This window comes from Phaeovulum sp., assembly GCF_041596715.1.
GTDB lineage: Bacteria > Pseudomonadota > Alphaproteobacteria > Rhodobacterales > Rhodobacteraceae > UBA6213.
In genome coordinates this window covers 1-16,928 of sequence record NZ_JBFHIA010000035.1, presented here as the reverse complement: position 1 = coordinate 16,928, position 16,928 = coordinate 1, and the positions used below count along the sequence as shown (strand labels likewise).

The following is a 16,928-nucleotide window of genomic DNA, read 5'->3' as shown; positions in this document are numbered from 1 at the left end:
TTGCTTCCAGCGCGGCAATCACCGCTTCGGGTGTTTTGCCCGAAAGCTCGGCCAGAGTCTCGACACGGGCATTGCCCATTGCCGACATCACCTGCCGCATGCTGGCACCCGGCCCGTGGCCTTCCTCGCCTGCCCCTTGCGCGCCGTTGAGTGGCATGAACGATAGCGCGACGATCACCAGCCCACTGGCCATGATGGCCGCAGGAATCGGGCGCTTCAGATACATCAGGAAGGGTCGCCAGTTCAGCCAAAGGTGCGCAACCACGGCCGCCAGCATGGCAAGGCCAAGCCATATATGCGAAAAGGTGATGAGCGACGAGCGCATGTGAAAGAATAGCATAACGCCGCTGACCGCTGTCACGACAAAGGTGGCGGTGATCAACGGGGTGGCCCATGTGCGCAAAGTCATTACGTGCTCCTGCAGTGCATTAAAGATGTTTTCATTTCGCGCATTATACGCGGGCCGAGCCCGCTTCCGTCGCGTACTGGACGCTACGGAAGGCAGCCCGAATTGAAACAAAGCCCCCGTCGCCCCTTTAACGCGGGCGATGGTTCAGCAGGCGATCATGGCCCACAAACACCCGTAACGCATGGGAAAAACGGCCAGAATGGCAGCTAGGGCGCGCGGTTTCAGCAAACAGTTAGTGTGGGGAGGGCCACGCCACCGGGGGCAGGCAAGCCTGTCATGCAGAAATTGCAAACCTATTCGGTTTCGGCGGCAAGCTCGCGCGGCAGATGCAGTAGAAACTCGGTGCCCTCGGCATCGGTGCGCAGCAGGTCCAGCCGCCCGCCGTGGCCGCGCACCAGCTCGGCGGCGATGGCAAGACCCAACCCGGTGCCGCCAAGGCGGCTGCCGCCCTGAAACGGCTGGAACAGGTGCGTACGCGCGCGTTCTGGCAAACCCGGCCCCGTATCGCCCACGCGCACCCACCAGCCTGCCTCTTCCTCGCCACCTCCCAGTTCAATCGTTCCGGGCTTGCCCGTGGCCTCGATCGCCTGCCGCGCGTTACGCACAAGGTTCGATAGCACCCGGTGCAATTGGTCGCGGTCGGCACGGATAACAAGGTTCGGCGCGATATCGGTGATGAACTCCACCCCCGCGGCTTCGGCGGCAGTCGCCTCGCCCTCGATCACCTCGGCCACCAACGCCGCCAGCATAAAGCGCGTCAGTGTCGGCGGCGGTTCCTGCGCGCGCCCGAAGGCAAGCGTGCTTTCGCAAAGATTCACCGCGCGAGAGATCGAGCCGATCAGCTTGGGTGCCGCGCGTTGCACGGCGGGGTCGGCGCTATCTTCCATGCGGTCTGCGAAAAGCTGCGCCGTCGTCAGAATGTTGCGCAAGTCATGACTGATCTTGGCCACCGCCTGACCAAGCTGGGCCAGCCGCTCTTTCTGGCGCAGCGAAGCGACAAGCTGATGCTGCATCGAGGCGAGCGCCACCTCGGCATCGCGTAGCTCGGTCACGCGCGCCTTGGGTGCGATGATACGGCGTGCATCTTCGGGTGCCTCTGCCCATTCGGTCATGTGGCGCACGACCTTCTGGATTGGCACCACGATCAGGCTGCGCGCCGCCACAAACAGCAACAGCGCCGTGGCAATTGAAAACACCGCCGAAAGCGCCAGCACCCGTAGCCCGTAGGCGATCATCTCGTCGCGCAGCGATTGGGTCTTGAGCGTAATCTCGATCAACTCGCCACCGCTTTGCACCGGCGCGCCAATGACCCGGATCACACGGGCTTCGCCATCGAAAAGCAACGCCAACGCATCGCCAATAAGCCGCACGGGGGTTGCCTCGCGCAGATCGTAGGTTTTGTAGATCGGTTCTGGCACTGGCGAGGAAAGAACCAGTTCGCGCACCTCATCACGCCGCAGCACGACGTTGAGCACACCGGCATTCAGCAGCAACTCTGCCTCCAGCTCGGGTTCGATCATCGCATTCGTTGTCAGCAGGGCAAGCGAGGCGATTTGCGCACGCTCCAGCCGCGCGGCAAGGTAATCTTGCCGAAACACCGCGAGCGAGGGCAATAGGATCAGCACCTCTGCCAGCACCACGAACAACGTGGTGAGCAGCGCAAACCGACCCGAGAGCGTGTTGACGACCATGACTTACCTGCTCACGCCATGCGTTCAGCCTTTTGCGGCAGCGTGGCGCACTTTAGCGTTATCAAAGCTTTCGAAAGAAAAACAGGGTAGAGCAGCCAGATCGGCGGCATTGCGCGCCCAGAGTCGAAAAACCCTCACTCGATGAATTGACTTGGGCCGCAAGCCCGACTAAAGACCGGGCTTCGAATGACTGCGGCGCTCGATTCCGATCTTTTCGGGCTGCCTGAACCGGAGATACCACGATGAAGCGCACGTTCCAGCCGTCGAACCTTGTCCGCGCCCGCCGCCACGGCTTCCGCGCGCGTATGGCCACCAAAGGCGGCCGTCGTGTTCTGAACGCCCGCCGCGCCAAGGGCCGCGCGAAGCTTTCGGCCTAAGCCAAACGGCACACGGCATGAAACCGCCGGAGGCTCCCGCGACTGGCCCAGAGGGTCGGGAACCGGGAAGCGCACCGGCGGTTTCCGTTTGCGCCAATGGTCCCTTGATCGAGACGCTACAGAATCGCCCCGATTTCCTGCGCGCCGCTTCGGCACGCCGCCAAGGCACACCCGCTTTTCTGCTACAGGCGCGCCGCCGCGGCGAAGGCGAGATTACCAACCCTGCGCTGGTTCGGGTTGGATTCACCTGCTCAAAAAAGGTTGGCAACGCGGTGGCGCGCAATCGGGCCAAGCGTCGGCTACGGGCGCTGGCACGGGCGGTGCTGCCCCTTGGCGCAATGCCCGGCTGGGACTATGTACTGGTAGGTCGCGCAGACGCGACCGCGACGCGCGACTTTGCGGCGATGAAAGCAGAGCTTGCACGTGCGCTGGCACAGATTCATGGAGCCGCCCGGTGACACCGCTTGCCCATATCGTAGCCGTGCCGGTGCGCGCCTATCGGATGCTGCTCAGCCCATGGGTTGGCCATGGCTGCCGCTTTCAACCCACCTGCTCGGCCTATGCGCTGGAAGCGTTGGAAAAACACGGCGCAATCAAGGGCACCTATCTTGCAACCCATCGGGTGCTGCGCTGCCACCCTTGGGGCGGGCATGGCTATGACCCGGTGCCCCCCGGCAAAGGCGATGACGATGCTTGATGACGACGTCGGCGCCATCCATCCGCTGTTCGAAGGTGCCCCTGCCACGACCGAGTTCAAGAAGCTGCGCAAGCGGTTGGTGCGAGAAGTGCGCGAGGCTATAGATGCCTACGGCATGGTCACACGCGGCGCGCGCTGGCTGGTCTGCCTTTCGGGCGGCAAGGACAGCTACACCCTGCTTGCCGTGCTGCACGAATTGCAGTGGCGCGGGCTATTGCCGGTGGAACTGATCGCCTGCAACCTCGATCAGGGCCAACCCGGATTTCCCGCCACCGTGCTGCCAGAGTTTCTTGCGCGCATGGGGGTGAAGCACCGGGTCGAATATCAGGATACCTATTCGGTCGTAACGTCGAAAATCGCGCCGGGCGGCACGATGTGCAGCCTCTGCTCGCGGCTTCGGCGCGGTAACCTTTACCGAATCGCGCGCGAAGAAGGATGCAGCGCCGTGGTGCTAGGCCATCATCGCGACGACATTCTGGAAACCTTCTTCATGAACCTCTTTCACGGCGGCAGGCTGGCCACGATGCCGCCGAAGCTGGTGAACGAAGAGGGCGACCTGTTCGTGCTGCGCCCGCTGGCGTTTGTTGCCGAAGCCGACTGCGAGCGATTCGCGCGGGCGATGGCCTACCCGATCATCCCCTGCGACCTCTGCGGCAGTCAGGAAGGGCTGCAACGCGTGCAGGTCAAGGCGATGCTGGATGGCTGGGAGGCGCGTAGCCCCGGCCGGCGGCAGGTCATGTTCCGCGCACTGATGAATGCACGCCCCTCGCATCTCCTCGACGCGCAGCTGTTCGATTTTGCAGGGCTTGCGCTAGGCGGCGGCCCCGCGCCGGAAAGCGCAGATTTAGCGCAAATGCCGCCGAAACTTCGGCAGGAAGATTAACCGCAGGCTCACCAAACCTACCTAGCTTTGCCGTCTGGGGCCCTTGGCCCATAGCAAGCGACGGGTAACGGGAATGGCCATCAAGCGACTTCGCGGATTGCGCTGGCTGGGCGGTATGGCCCGGGGCGACCTGCTGGCATTTGTTCCTGCCGCCGGGCTTGCCGGATACTGGTACGGGGTCGCGGGCGCTTTGCTGGTGATTGGCGCGGCGCTCTCGGTGGCATGGTTGGCGCGCGATGCCGGCACATCCCCCGCAGCGACCCTCGCGCGCGATGCCGCAATTCAGCTGCCGGATCGGGCCGCGGCCGTAACCACGCTTGATGCGGCGCTGGCCGAGGTCGTCACCACCAATCGCGCGACCGCAGCCTTCGTGCTTGGCATCGACGACGCCGAGGCGTTGCTGGCCACCTATGGCGATGCGGCCTACGCGCAGATCCTGCGACGCACGGGCGAGCAGTTGCAGGGCGTGTTGCGGGAAGGCGATCTGGTTGCCTATCTGGGCCAAGCGCGCTTTGCGGTGGTGCTGATGCCAGTGCGGCGAGCCGATCTTGAAAGCGTGCTGCAAATCGCGACCCGATTGCAAGCTGCGGCAGAGGTGCCGCAATCTATCGAGACGCGCGCGGTCTATCTTTCAGCACATGTCGGGTTTTGCCTCGTATCGCGCGCGCCTGCATCGGGCGGCAGCGCTATGCTCGACGCTGCCGAAACCGCGGCAGATGAGGCGCTGCGGCAAGGGCCCGGCTCGATTCGTGCCTATTCTTCCGAAATCGCGCGCGCGACGCGAGAGCGGTCGGAACAGGTTGAAGCGGTCAGCGCGGCGCAGGAAGATGGCAAGATCGTCGCGTATTTCTTGCCGCAGATCAGCGCGGATACCGGCGACATTTCGGGCTTTGAACTGGTGCCGCGCTGGCTGCAAGCCGATGCGGATCTGCCTGACTCCGCCGCAGTCTTGGCGGCTGTTCAGGCTGCGGGCCTGCGCGCGCGGCTGGGCGAGGTGTTGCTTTACCACGGCTTTTCCGCCGCGCGCGGCTGGGCCACTGCCGGCTTGCCCGCTATCGCCCTGACGCTGCCCTTGTCGTTGGACGAATTGCGCAACCCGCAATTTCCAGACCGGTTGAAGTGGGAGCTTGACCGCTTCGAGTTTCCGCCCGCGCGCCTGCGCCTGTTGGTGCCCGAGGCGGCAGCAACCGACGGCGCGCAGGAGATGGTCGCACGCACACTGGCCGCGCTGGCACGGCTTGGCTGTGCGATCGAACTTGCGGGTTTTGGCGACGGCCCCGCGCCGATTGCCGCCCTGCGCCGATACGCCGTGCAAAGGCTTCGCATCCAGCGCAGTTTCATTACGCGCGTTGATGCCGACCCCGAGGCGCAAAGCATGGTCGCCGCGATCCTTTCGCTGGCAGCACAGCTAGGCCTCGAAACACTGGCCGATGGGGTGGCGAGCATTGGCGAACATGCGATGCTGGCGCAGCTCGGCTGCGGCCACCTGCAAGGCCCTGTTGTTGCGCGCGCGATGGCCTTTGAAGATACGCAAGAATGGATCACGCGGCATCGGGGCAAGCTGCAACCCGCACCGCCGATCACCCGCCGCAAACGCTGAACGCCGCTGCGAATCCGCCTGCGGCGCGGCCTTCGCACCCCGTTGCGGGCAAGTAAAAAGCGCCGATTTGGCCCAGCCAAAACGCGACAAAGCAGCGACCTTGGCCTTGATCCGGGCAATCACCGCACCGTGGTGGCAATCCGGGGGAAAACCGCTTGACCTTTCTTGCCCCCTTCTGTTGAACCACCCCATCACAGAACCTTTGCGGGTACCCCGATGGACGATCAGAACAAGAATCTCATTCTCGCGACCGTGCTTTCCTTCGTGGTCATCCTGCTTTGGTACACGGTCTTCGCGCCGCCTGCCCCGGTTGTGCCCGTTGCGGACGAAACCACGGTGCAGACCGACGTCACGGCTGCCGCGCCAACGCTTGCGCCCGACGCCGCACCCGCAGGAGTTGGCGCTCTCGCCGCTGCCGCAGAGGCGGCGCAGACCGAGCTTGCCACGGCGCCGCGCATCGTCATCGACACGCCGCGTCTGCAAGGCTCCATCTCGCTGCTCGGTGGCCGGATCGACGATCTGTCGCTTGTTGGCTACAATGAAACCCTCGATGCGGACTCGCCCAATGTGCGGCTGCTGGCACCTGTCGGCGGCACCGAGCTCAACGCCGCAAAACCCTACTACGTGGTTTATGGCTGGAGCCCGGCTGCCGGGCTCGACCCCACTCTTGTGCCGAATGCCCGCACGCTCTGGACCGCGCCTGACGGTGCGACATTGGCCCCCGGCAAACCCGTCACGCTGACCTGGGATAACGGCGCTGGCCTGATCTTCAATCGCGAGATTTCGATTGATGACGACTATCTCTTCACCATCAACCAGTCGGTCACAAACACCACGGCCACGGCAGTGCGCCTTGCCCCCTACGGTATCGTCGCGCGCCACGGCATTCCCAGCACCAACTCGGTCTATGTGCTGCACGAAGGTGCCGTGCGCATGTCGGACGGCAAGTTGCAAGAACTGGACTACAAAGACATCACCAAGCTCGACACGGTGCCAGTCGAAGGTCCGGCCGAGTTGATCGACGTTGCAGCGAACGGCTGGACCGGCTTCACCGACAAATACTGGATGACGACACTGGCACCTGTTCCGGGGCAAAGCTTTACCTCGGTCATCAAATACACGCCCAGCGCCGATATCTACCAAGCCGAGACACGTTTCCCTGTGGTCGAGGTCGCTGCGGGTGCAACCGCCAGCACCTCGTCGCTGCTATTCGCAGGGGCCAAGGAATGGGAAACCATCAGCCGCTACCAGAACGACCCAAGCTTTCTTGCCGGCCTGTTCGGTGCCAAGGTCGATCCGAACCAGCCGCAAATCAACCGCTTCATCGATTCGATCGACTGGGGATGGTTTTATTTCCTGACCAAGCCGATGTTCAGCCTGCTGCACTGGCTGCACGGCGCCATTGGCAACATGGGCTGGGCGATCATCGCGCTGACCGTCATCATCAAGCTTCTGGTGTTCCCGCTTGCGCGCAAATCCTACGTCTCGATGGCCAAGATGAAGGAACTTCAGCCCGAGATGGAAAAGCTGAAGGAGCGCACTGGCGAAGACAAAGCCAAGATGCAGCAAGAGATGATGGCGCTCTACAAGCGCGAAAAGGTCAACCCGGCGTCGGGCTGCCTGCCGATCCTTTTGCAGATTCCGATCTTCTTCTCGCTCTACAAGGTGATCTACGTCACGATCGAATTGCGCCACGCCCCGTGGTTCGGCTGGATCCGTGACCTTTCGGCACCCGACCCCTCGTCGATCCTCAACCTCTTCGGGCTGCTGCCCTATGCGCCGCCGGATCAAGGCTCGATATTCTATATTCTTTCGCTCGGCGTGCTGCCGATTCTGCTCGGCATCTCGATGTGGTTCCAGCAAAAGCTGAACCCCGCCCCCACCGACCCGACGCAAAAGATGATCTTTGCCTGGATGCCTTGGGTATTCATGTTCATGCTGGGCAGCTTTGCCTCGGGCCTCGTGGTCTACTGGATCGCCAACAACACGATCACCTTCATCCAGCAGTACACGATCATGTCGATGCACCACAAACGCCCCGACCTTTTCGGCAACATCCTGGATGGCTTCAAGAAAAAGCCAGCGCCGCCGCCGAAAAAATGACCGCGCGGCTAGCCCATATCCTGCGCCACCCGATCAAGGCGATCGGTGTTGAAGAAATCGAGAGCGCGTCCCTTTCCAAGGGGCGCGCCTTGCCTTCTGATCGGCGCTGGGCCGTTGCGCATGAGGCGGCCAAGTTTTCCGGTCAGCCAGAGGCGTGGCAGCCGAAAATGAACTTTCTGCGCGGTGTCGCCGGGCCGGAACTGATGGCGATCAACGCGGCTTGCGATGACGCGATCGTAACGCTGCGCCACCCGCGCGCCGGAACCATCACGCTAAATATGAGCAATGCGGCAGATCGCGACCGTCTTGTCACTTGGCTGCAACCGCTCTGGCCCGATGACCGCCCCGCTCCCAGCCATGTGGTCGAGGTTCCGGGGCAAGCAATGACAGACTGGGCAGAACCGTTTATTTCGCTGCTGTCGCTGTCGTCGCTTGCAGATCTTTCGCACCACGCCGGGCAGACGCTGCACATCAACCGCTGGCGCGCCAACCTCTGGGTCGAGGGGTGGGAGCCCTTGCGCGAACGCGCGCTGATCGGGCATCGCATCCGGATAGGCAGCGCCACGTTCGAGATCGTCCAACCCATCACCCGCTGCCGCGCCACCACCGTAAACCCCGAGACCGGCGCAAGCGATTGCGATACACTCGCGGCATTGGAAAGCCTCTGGGGCCACAAGGACCTTGGCGTCTATGCCCGGGTTCTTACCGGCGGCGAAATCGCACGCGGCGACGCAATAGAGGTGCTCTGATGCAGATCCAATTCGCGCTTGCCCCAGAACCCGACCACGACGCCCGCGAAAAGGGGCGCCTGCTTTTTGCGGGCCCGGTCGATTTTCTCAAAGGCGTTGTGGCGATGGATGGGCTGCCACCCGCCGACAGGCTTGAAGTCTGTTTCGCCGGCCGCTCCAACGTCGGTAAATCAAGCCTGATCAACGCGCTGACCGGGCGCAAAGCTCTGGCGCGCGCGTCCAACACCCCCGGGCGCACGCAGGAAATCAACTATTTCACCACCATGGGCCCCTATCTCGTAGACCTTCCCGGCTACGGCTATGCCGAGGCACCCAAAGCCACGGTTGAAAAGTGGCAGCGCCTGCTCAAATCCTACCTCTCGGGCCGCGCCACGCTGCGCCGCGCCTTCGTGCTGGTCGATACACGCCACGGCGTAAAATCGGTCGACGAAGACACCATGTCGCTCTTGGACCGTTCGGCAGTTACATTTCAGGTGGTTCTGACAAAGGCCGACAAGGTCAGCCAAGCTGAACGAAACGTCATCGTCGATCAGGTTCGTGCGGCGCTGGCCAAGCATCCCGCGGCCTACCCGGAACTTGTCGTCACATCTTCCGAAAAGGGTGATGGCATCGAAACCTTGCGCGCGCTGATCGCCGCTCTCGCCTGACCCGGCACCTGCTTCAGCCAAATATCCCCCGCGGAGCGCAGCACCCTCGCAAGCCCAACCCCTTGGCAGGGCGCACGATTGGCCGTAACACTAGGCCTGCACCGCGCGCCCCAAGGACCCCTCATATGAGACCGCAAAGCATGAACCGTGATTGGATCGCTACCGCCCGCACGCTTTCCGAGGCCTTGCCCTACCTGCAGCGCTATACCGGCGCCGTGGTGGTGGTGAAGTTCGGCGGCAACGCCATGGGTGACGAACAGGCGATGGCCGATTTCGCCCGCGACATCGTGCTGATGCGACAGGTCGGCATGAACCCGGTGGTGGTGCATGGCGGCGGCCCGATGATCAACGATCTGCTGGGCAAACTCGGCATCGTTTCTGAATGGATTCGCGGCAAGCGCGTCACCGATCAAGCCACCGTCGAAGTGGTCGAAATGGTGCTTTCGGGCCTTGTAAACAAACGCATCGTCCAAGCGATCAATGATCAGGGCGGCCGCGCCGTGGGCATTTCGGGCAAAGACGACGATCTGATGGTCTGCGAGGCCGACGACCCCGAACTCGGCTTTGTCGGCAGGCCGGTCGAGATGAACGTGCAAGTGCTGCGCGATCTCTACAACGCCGGAATTATCCCCGTCGTGGCGCCCGTGGCTACCGGCGTCAAGGATAACGAAACCTTCAACGTCAACGGCGATACAGCTGCGGGGGCCATTGCCGGCGCGCTTCAGGCCGACCGGCTGCTGTTGTTGACCGACGTGGCAGGCATCAAGAATAAGGCCGGTGAGGTTGTCACGCAAATGAGCCCCGCCGAGGTTCACGACATGATCGCAGATGGCACCATTGCCGGCGGCATGATCCCCAAGGCCGAAACTGCCCTGAAAGCGATCGAAGACGGTGTGCGCGCCGTTGTCATTCTTGATGGCCGTGTATCGAATGCCTGCCTGCTCGAACTCTTTACCGACCACGGCGCGGGCAGCCTGATCCGCTCTACAGAACCGCGCATCAAGCCGCATTCGCGGTGACGCTCGCGGCAATCGACGCAGCCGCGGCGACAGAGCGGCTGTTCGTTTCTGGTGCATTCCACCCCTGCGCGGGCGATGGCGCCCCCGAAGGCTGCGGCACACTGGTGCTGCTTTCCCCCGCCGAGCCGGGCTTTTGGCCACATGTCACCGCAGCGCCAGAGTTTGCCGACGACGCGCCTGACCCGCTAGATCGCTGGTCGGCGCGGGTGATCGGCGCGCTGGCGAAGCGATTTGGCGCAACACCGCTATTTCCGTTTGCGGGCCCGCCGTGGCCGCCCTTTTTCGACTGGGCGATCAAGACTGGCGAGGCATTCGCTTCACCCGTTTCGCTGCTGGTTCATCACCGTATGGGGCTGATGGCCTCTTATCGCGGGGCGCTAGCGCTGGATACGGTGCTGGCGCTGCCCGCACCCAAACCAAGCCCCTGCATCGGCTGCCCCGCACCCTGTGCTACGGCCTGCCCTGCGGGGGCGCTCGGAAGATCGCGCTATAATGTCGCGGCTTGCCATGATTTTCTTGAAACCGCCCTTGGCGAAGATTGCCTTTCTTTGGGCTGCGGCGTTCGCCGCGCTTGCCCCTTGAGTGCTGCCTATGGCAGGCTGCCACAGCAATCGGCCTGGCACATGAGGCAATTCCACAAATGACACCGCAGGGACACCGACGCCTGATTCTCACGCGCCACGCAAAATCCGCATGGGACAATCCGGCAATAGCCGACCACGAGCGGCCACTGAACGCGCGCGGCAGACTAGCTGCACGCGAGCTTGGCGACTGGCTCGCTTCGCGCGGGTATGAACCCGAAGAGGTGCTCTGTTCCTCCTCGCTTCGTACGCGCGAGACGTGGGAACATGTCGCCGCAGCCGTGCTTGAAGTGCGCCCGGTGGTACGCATCGAGGCAGAGCTTTATCAGGCCGCGCCAGAAAACCTGCTGGCCGTGCTCAAAACCGCCACTGCGGCCTCGGTCATGGTATTGGCGCATAACCCCGGCATCGCCGATTTTGCGCGCCAGCTTTGCGCCCGACCGCCACTGACGCCTGCCTTCGCGCGTTACCCAACCACGGCCACCACGGTGATCGACTTTCAGATCAACGACTGGGCCGATCTGCGCCTTGGCGAAGGATCGATGCTCGACTTCTTCTTGCCCGCCGGGCGCGGCTGAAACGAAAAAAGGGGCCGCAAGCGCCCCTTTTTTAAAATACGGCCTGCCTTGGCCACCCTCGGATTCAGTGCCCCAGAATCTGGCTCAGGAACAGCTTGGTGCGCTCTGACTGCGGGTTGTTGAAGAACTCGTAGGGTTCGTTCTGTTCGACGATCTGGCCCTGATCCATGAAGATCACGCGGTTGGCCACGGCCTGTGCAAAACCCATCTCGTGCGTGACGCAAATCATCGTCATGCCTTCTTCGGCAAGCTCGATCATCGTGTCGAGCACTTCCTTGATCATCTCTGGGTCGAGCGCCGAGGTCGGCTCGTCAAACAGCATGATGCGCGGCTTCATGCAAAGCGAGCGCGCAATTGCCACGCGCTGCTGCTGGCCGCCCGAAAGCTGGCCGGGGTATTTCAGCGCCTGTTCGGGAATCTTGACCTTTTCGAGGTAATACATCGCCACCTCGTCGGCCTCTTTCTTTGGCACCTTGCGCACCCAGATCGGCGCCAGCGTTAGGTTTTCAAGAATCGTCAGGTGCGGAAAGAGGTTGAAGTGCTGAAACACCATCCCCACTTCCGAGCGCACCTTGTCGATGTTCTTGAGGTCACTGGTCAGTTCTGTGCCATCGACGATGATCTGCCCCGACTGGTGTTCTTCGAGCCGGTTGATGCAGCGGATCAGCGTTGATTTGCCAGACCCAGAAGGCCCGGCGATCACGATCCGCTCGCCACGATTCACGGTCAGATTGATGTCGCGCAGCACGTGGAAGGTGCCGAACCATTTGTTCATCGCAGTGATCTGAATTGCCACCTCGTCGGTGACCGTCATATGCGAGCGGTCGATTTTGCGTTCGATTTTAGCTTCCGACATGGCGGGCTCCTTACTCGTGGTCACGGTGCAGCCGACGCTCGAGATACATCGAATAGCGCGACATGCTGAAGTTGAAGATGAAGAAGATGCAGCCGACAAAGATGTAAGGCTCCCAGTAGGCGCCTTTCCATTCAAAGCTGGCGCGCACTGAATCGGTGATGCCCTTCAGCGGGTCCAGCAAGCCCACGAACACCACCAGCGTGGTATCCTTGAACAGGCCGATGAAGGTGGAGACGATGCCGGGGATCGAGATTTTCAGCGCCTGCGGCAGAATGATCAGCCGCTGCGCCTTCCAGTAATCCAGCCCAAGCGAGTCGGCCGCCTCGTATTGCCCGCGCGGCAGCGCCGCAAGACCGCCCCGCACCACCTCTGCAATATAGGCTGCGGCAAACATCGTGACCATGATGATGACGCGCAGGATGATGTCGAAATTGGTGCCCGGCGGCAGGAAGTAGTTGAGCAAAAGCGAGGCCACGAACAGCAGCGAAATCAGCGGCACACCACGGATGAACTCGATAAACCCAACCGCCAGCGCCTTGACCAGCAGCATGTCAGAGCGCCGCGCCAAGGCCAGCACCACGCCCATCGGCAGGCTGAGCGCAATACCCGCCACGCCGATTGTCAGCGCAAGGACAAAGCCGCCGAACTTTTCAGAGCGAACGCCTTCGATGGCGAACGGCAAACCCGCGTCAAGAAACGCCTGCACCGGCGCGATCCCAAAGAGCCACCACAAGACCGGCACCAGAACCGCCGCGCCGACCGACAGAATGGTGCCAAGGCGCCGTGTCGCCAGCCACGCGGCCCAGCCAATCACAAAGCCCGCCATTGCCAGCGTGGGCCCCCAAACCGAGCCGCCCCAAAGCATCCAGACCGCAAGGCCCGGATAGATGGCTGTCAGCCACAGAAGCGCCCACGGCCGCGCCCATGCCGCCGCCAGCATCGCCACCAGCAAGACCGCAAGCAGCGCGGTATCGCCGTTCGGGACGCCAAGGCCCGGAAAGGCCACCATAAGGAATACCGAGACCACGCCCAGAACCCACATGCGGATCATGCGGCTTTCAGAGAAAAGCACGGGTGCTGCGGCAAAGATCAGCAAGCCCAAGGCCAGTGTCGGGCGCCAGTAAAGCTCGCGCGGATAAAAGCCGAACATGAACATGTTCCAGCGATCACGAATGATCGCCCAGCATGCGCCAGTGGCACCTTCGCCGTATTTGGCCGTCACGATATCGCGGCACTCGCCTACCGAGGCTGCATTCCATACTGAATGGCGCAGCCAAGGCGAGTATTCCTTGATCATGAAGTAGATGATGAACAGCCCCATAAAAGTCAGCACAGTGTTGAGGGGGCCGGAGAACAGGTTTTCGCGCAGCCACCGAATTATCCCAACCTCGCTAACCGGCGGGGCCTTTTCGGGAAGCATCTCGGTGCGCACAAAAGCGGCGGTGCGATGTTCAGCCATCTCAGCGCTCCTTCAGTTTGACGGAGGCGTTGTAGATATTCATTGCCCCCGAGATCATCAGGCTCAGCACCAGATAGATCAGCATCATCAGCAGCACCGTTTCCAACTCGCGGCCTGTCTGGTTCAGCGTGATGCCACCCAGCGTGCCGCGCAGATCAAGATACCCCGTGGCGATTGCCAGCGACGAGTTCTTGGTCAGGTTCAGAAACTGCGAGATCAGCGGCGGAATGATGACCCGCAGCGCCTGCGGCAGAATCACCAAATTCATCGTGCGACCGGGGCGCAGCCCCAGCGCATAGGCGGCTTCTGTTTGGCCATGCGAGATAGCCATGACGCCAGAGCGCACGATCTCGGCGATGAAAGCGCCTGTATAAAGCGAAAGCGCCAGCCACAATGACATGAAGGCGTTTGAAACGTTGATACCGCCAGTGAAATTGAAACCTTGCAGCGACGGATAGCCGAGGTGGAACCCCAGCGCCCAAAGCGTCAAGACCCCCGGCAGAATCAAGAGTGCTGCCGATTTCCACCATGTCACGGGGCGTTCGCCGGTCGCGTTTTGCACGAAGGTCGCGCGGCGCAGCACAATGCGGCGGGCATACCAGCCAGCGACAATCGCCGCGATCAGCGCCAACAGGTCGCTGGAAATCAGGAAAATGCCGATGTCGATATTGCCAAGACTGCGCGAGAAAAGCGGGTCTGGCACCGCGGTATAACGATTGGTCACCGCGATGGAATCAAACAGCATCATCGAGGCATCGCCGCCTTCCTTGAAGGCATTGGGCAGCGGCGCCGCTTCGGTGAACACCGCAAGGATGATAAGAATCCATAGCAGCACCGGAACGTTGCGGAAAATCTCGACGTAGATCGTCATCAGACGCGCGACGAGCCAGTTCTTGCTCAGCCGCAGCACGCCTACAAAAACGCCGATCACGGTTGCGACGATGCAGCCCAGAAACGAGACCAGCAGCGTGTTGAGCAACCCGACCAGCATGGCACGGGCGTGTGTGCTATCGGAATCGTAGGCGATCAGCCGCTGGCCAATGTCATAGCCCGACCGCACGCCCAGAAAGCCAAAGTTGAAGTCCTTGCCGCGCGCGGCGAGGTTTGAGACGGTATTATCGACAAGCCATGCAGCGAACGCCATGAACATCATCATCACGACAACCTGAATGGTCATCGAGCGGTATCGCGTGTCGTAAAGAAGCTGACTAAGCCGAAAGCCATGCTTCGGCGGTTCGGAGGCTATGGCCATACTACGTTCCCCTGATCTGATCGGCACCATCGGCATTTGCGCCGCTGTTCTCGGGGTCTCTTGCGCCCCATGCCGTCAGATTTTCGTTTGGTAGAAAGGACTGGGCGCGCGAAGTCTGCTTCGCGCGCCCATGTTTCAGATCCCGATCAACGGAACGGCGGCGCGTAGAGCAGGCCACCCTGCGTCCACTGGGCGTTCAAGCCGCGAGCAAGCCCGATCGGGGTCGATTCACCGATCGTTGCGGCGAAGATTTCGCCGTAGTTGCCGCTGGCAGCGATAGCACGCTTGGCCCAGAGGTTATCGAGGCCGAACATCGGGCCAAGGTCGCCCGAGGTGCCGAGCAGACGATCGATTTCAGGGTTGGTCGAGCCTTTCGACAGCTCTTCAAGGTTCGCCGAGGTGATGCCGTATTCTTCGGCGGCGATCAGAGCGTTGAGCGTCCAGCGAACGATATCACCCCACTGGTTGTCGCCGTGGCGCACAACCGGCCCGAGCGGCTCTTTCGAGATGATTTCGGGAAGGATGATGTGGTCGCCCGGGTTGGCAAAAGCCGCACGGGTAGCCGCAAGGCCCGACGCGTCGGTGGTGTAGGCATCGCAAGCGCCGGCCAGATATTGCTGTTCGCCTTCTGCGTTCGAATCGATCGCGATGGGCGAATAGCTCATGTTGTTGGCTTTGAAGAAGTCGGCCAGGTTCAGCTCGGTCGTGGTGCCGGTCTGGATACAGACGGTGGCGCCATCAAGTTCTTTCGCCGACGAAACGCCAAGCGCCTTCGGAACCATGAAGCCCTGACCGTCGTAGTAGTTCACGCCGACGAAATCGAGCTTCAGGTCAACGTCACGGGTGAAGGTCCAGGTCGAGTTACGCGCCAGCACGTCGATCTCGCCCGAAGCGAGCGCGGTGAAGCGGGTCTGGCCCGAAGTGGGCACATACTTCACCTTGTTCGGGTCACCCAGCACGGCGGCGGCGATTGCCTTGCAAACCGCCACGTCAAAGCCTGACCAGTTGCCATTGGCATCGGGCGCAGCAAAGCCCACGAGGCCGGTGTTCACGCCGCAGTTCAACTCGCCACGCGCGACGACGTCTTCAAGCGTCCCCGCAGCCGCAAAGCCGGCAACCATGCCGGCCACGGTGAGTGAACCAAAAAATACGGATTTCTTCATGTCTTACCTCTTCCTGAGTTGCCACCCATTAAGCAGGGCGGTTATTTCGGCCGCTAAGCCGTAGTTCTGATTAGGGGTATGCCCCGGTACGCCAAGTTAGTTCAAAGATGAAAGAGCGCGTCAAGGGCGCTCTTGTGTCAAACACTAGCGCATCCAAAGCGATTCGCGCATCGCTTAAAAGATCGGCGCTGCCTTCAGGTTTCAGACCCTGCGCGTACGAGTTTCAAAAACCGTTCCGCATCGCAAATCGCCGCGCGCTTGCGTTCGGCATGGGCGGTCGCTTCTTCGTCTTCGCCCCATTGCGCGATCTGCCAGTCCTCGTCGATCCGAGATATGTTCCACGCGGTGTCGGCCGTCAGCCGCCCTTCCGAAACCGCAAGCCCAAGCACAAGACTGCCGCTGATCGCTACCAGATCGTAAAGCGCCGCAAGCTCGAATGGGCCCATCGCCGCAACCGCAGCGGCGAGCCGCGTGGTGCTTTCCACATCTTGTGACACAGGTGTCACGCCTTCCGTCACGATCAGTCGCGCAGAAAAAGTCGCCTCCGCCCAATCAAGCCACGGCTGCCATGCAGAATCCTGCCGCATCCGCAAGGCGGCGGGTGTGGTAGCGCGGTAGCAGAGCAGATCGGTTCCACCATATTCGGCCACCAGCGCGGCAACCTCGGCGTGCTGCGTTGCCACCTTGTCGATTGCAGCATTCGCCGCGCGAGTCATCGGCATCTGGCGCGGGTCGATTTCGCCTTGCTGGGCATCCCATTCCGCGGCAATCGCTTCGGCCAGCGCCCGGCTTGGCAATGCCAGCGTCGCTTTGGCCGGGGTTTTGACCGCGCGTCCGTCAAGCGCGACGCCAAAGCCCTCGGGG

The 16,928-nt window shown here is 62.0% G+C and carries 18 protein-coding genes; 11 read left to right on the top strand and 7 right to left on the bottom strand.

Features of this window, described 5'->3' with window-relative positions:
* On the bottom strand, nt 1–409 hold a 409-nt coding region (locus ABY403_RS04120; protein WP_372839171.1), incomplete at its 3' end, for a DUF4405 domain-containing protein.
* A gap of 293 nt (nt 410–702) precedes the next feature.
* A complete protein-coding gene (locus tag ABY403_RS04115) occupies nt 703–2,100 on the bottom strand; it encodes a sensor histidine kinase (protein ID WP_372839168.1) in 1,398 nt (465 codons plus the stop codon).
* A gap of 242 nt (nt 2,101–2,342) precedes the next feature.
* Here ABY403_RS04115 and rpmH point away from each other — a divergent pair, with 242 nt between their 5' ends.
* The 11 genes from rpmH (at nt 2,343) to ABY403_RS04060 (ending at nt 11,334) form a co-directional block, all read left to right on the top strand.
* A complete protein-coding gene (gene rpmH, locus ABY403_RS04110) occupies nt 2,343–2,477 on the top strand; it encodes a 50S ribosomal protein L34 (protein ID WP_305184283.1) in 135 nt (44 codons plus the stop codon).
* Nucleotides 2,478–2,494: 17 nt separating this feature from the next.
* Complete coding sequence (gene rnpA / locus ABY403_RS04105) at nt 2,495–2,935, top strand: ribonuclease P protein component (protein WP_372839164.1); 441 nt, start codon at nt 2,495–2,497, stop codon at nt 2,933–2,935.
* The gene (yidD, locus tag ABY403_RS04100) at nt 2,932–3,174 is read left to right on the top strand and encodes a membrane protein insertion efficiency factor YidD (RefSeq protein WP_372839161.1); all 243 of its coding nucleotides are present in this window, start codon (nt 2,932–2,934) and stop codon (nt 3,172–3,174) included. Before rnpA ends, yidD begins: the two co-directional genes overlap by 4 nt.
* Entirely contained in the window at nt 3,167–4,057 is an 891-nt protein-coding gene (gene ttcA, locus ABY403_RS04095; RefSeq protein WP_372839158.1) for a tRNA 2-thiocytidine(32) synthetase TtcA, read from the top strand. The genes yidD and ttcA overlap by 8 nt, the downstream gene beginning before the upstream one ends.
* Before the next feature lie 73 nt (nt 4,058–4,130).
* Nucleotides 4,131–5,657: an EAL domain-containing protein gene (locus tag ABY403_RS04090; RefSeq protein ID WP_372839155.1), complete on the top strand. Its 1,527-nt coding sequence runs from the start codon at nt 4,131–4,133 to the stop codon at nt 5,655–5,657.
* Between the two features lie 216 nt (nt 5,658–5,873).
* Entirely contained in the window at nt 5,874–7,760 is a 1,887-nt protein-coding gene (gene yidC, locus ABY403_RS04085) for a membrane protein insertase YidC (protein WP_372839152.1), read from the top strand.
* The gene (locus ABY403_RS04080) at nt 7,757–8,509 is read left to right on the top strand and encodes an MOSC domain-containing protein (protein ID WP_372839149.1); all 753 of its coding nucleotides are present in this window, start codon (nt 7,757–7,759) and stop codon (nt 8,507–8,509) included. Before yidC ends, ABY403_RS04080 begins: the two co-directional genes overlap by 4 nt.
* Nucleotides 8,509–9,156: a ribosome biogenesis GTP-binding protein YihA/YsxC gene (gene yihA / locus ABY403_RS04075; RefSeq protein ID WP_372839146.1), complete on the top strand. Its 648-nt coding sequence runs from the start codon at nt 8,509–8,511 to the stop codon at nt 9,154–9,156. Before ABY403_RS04080 ends, yihA begins: the two co-directional genes overlap by 1 nt.
* 140 nt (nt 9,157–9,296) lie before the next feature.
* Nucleotides 9,297–10,175 (top strand): acetylglutamate kinase, encoded by an 879-nt coding sequence (gene argB, locus ABY403_RS04070; RefSeq protein ID WP_372839144.1) that lies wholly within the window; start codon nt 9,297–9,299, stop codon nt 10,173–10,175.
* Nucleotides 10,172–10,819, top strand: a complete 648-nt coding sequence (locus ABY403_RS04065) for a ferredoxin (RefSeq protein WP_372839141.1) — start codon at nt 10,172–10,174, stop codon at nt 10,817–10,819. Before argB ends, ABY403_RS04065 begins: the two co-directional genes overlap by 4 nt.
* Nucleotides 10,816–11,334, top strand: coding sequence for a histidine phosphatase family protein (locus tag ABY403_RS04060; protein ID WP_372839138.1), 519 nt, complete (start codon nt 10,816–10,818; stop codon nt 11,332–11,334). The genes ABY403_RS04065 and ABY403_RS04060 overlap by 4 nt, the downstream gene beginning before the upstream one ends.
* A 64-nt stretch (nt 11,335–11,398) precedes the next feature.
* On the opposite strand, the gene ABY403_RS04055 is transcribed toward ABY403_RS04060, so the two are convergent.
* From ABY403_RS04055 to ABY403_RS04035, 5 genes are all read right to left on the bottom strand, one after another.
* Entirely contained in the window at nt 11,399–12,190 is a 792-nt protein-coding gene (locus ABY403_RS04055; protein ID WP_372839136.1) for an amino acid ABC transporter ATP-binding protein, read from the bottom strand.
* A 10-nt stretch (nt 12,191–12,200) separates the two neighbouring features.
* Nucleotides 12,201–13,649, bottom strand: a complete 1,449-nt coding sequence (locus tag ABY403_RS04050; protein ID WP_372839134.1) for an amino acid ABC transporter permease — start codon at nt 13,647–13,649, stop codon at nt 12,201–12,203.
* A 1-nt stretch (nt 13,650) separates the two neighbouring features.
* The gene (locus tag ABY403_RS04045; protein ID WP_372839131.1) at nt 13,651–14,901 is read right to left on the bottom strand and encodes an amino acid ABC transporter permease; all 1,251 of its coding nucleotides are present in this window, start codon (nt 14,899–14,901) and stop codon (nt 13,651–13,653) included.
* A gap of 146 nt (nt 14,902–15,047) precedes the next feature.
* Nucleotides 15,048–16,064, bottom strand: a complete 1,017-nt coding sequence (locus ABY403_RS04040; RefSeq protein ID WP_372839128.1) for an amino acid ABC transporter substrate-binding protein — start codon at nt 16,062–16,064, stop codon at nt 15,048–15,050.
* A 194-nt stretch (nt 16,065–16,258) separates the two neighbouring features.
* Nucleotides 16,259–16,928 (bottom strand): ATP12 family chaperone protein (locus ABY403_RS04035; protein ID WP_372839126.1); only part of this gene is annotated, 670 nt, incomplete at its 5' end.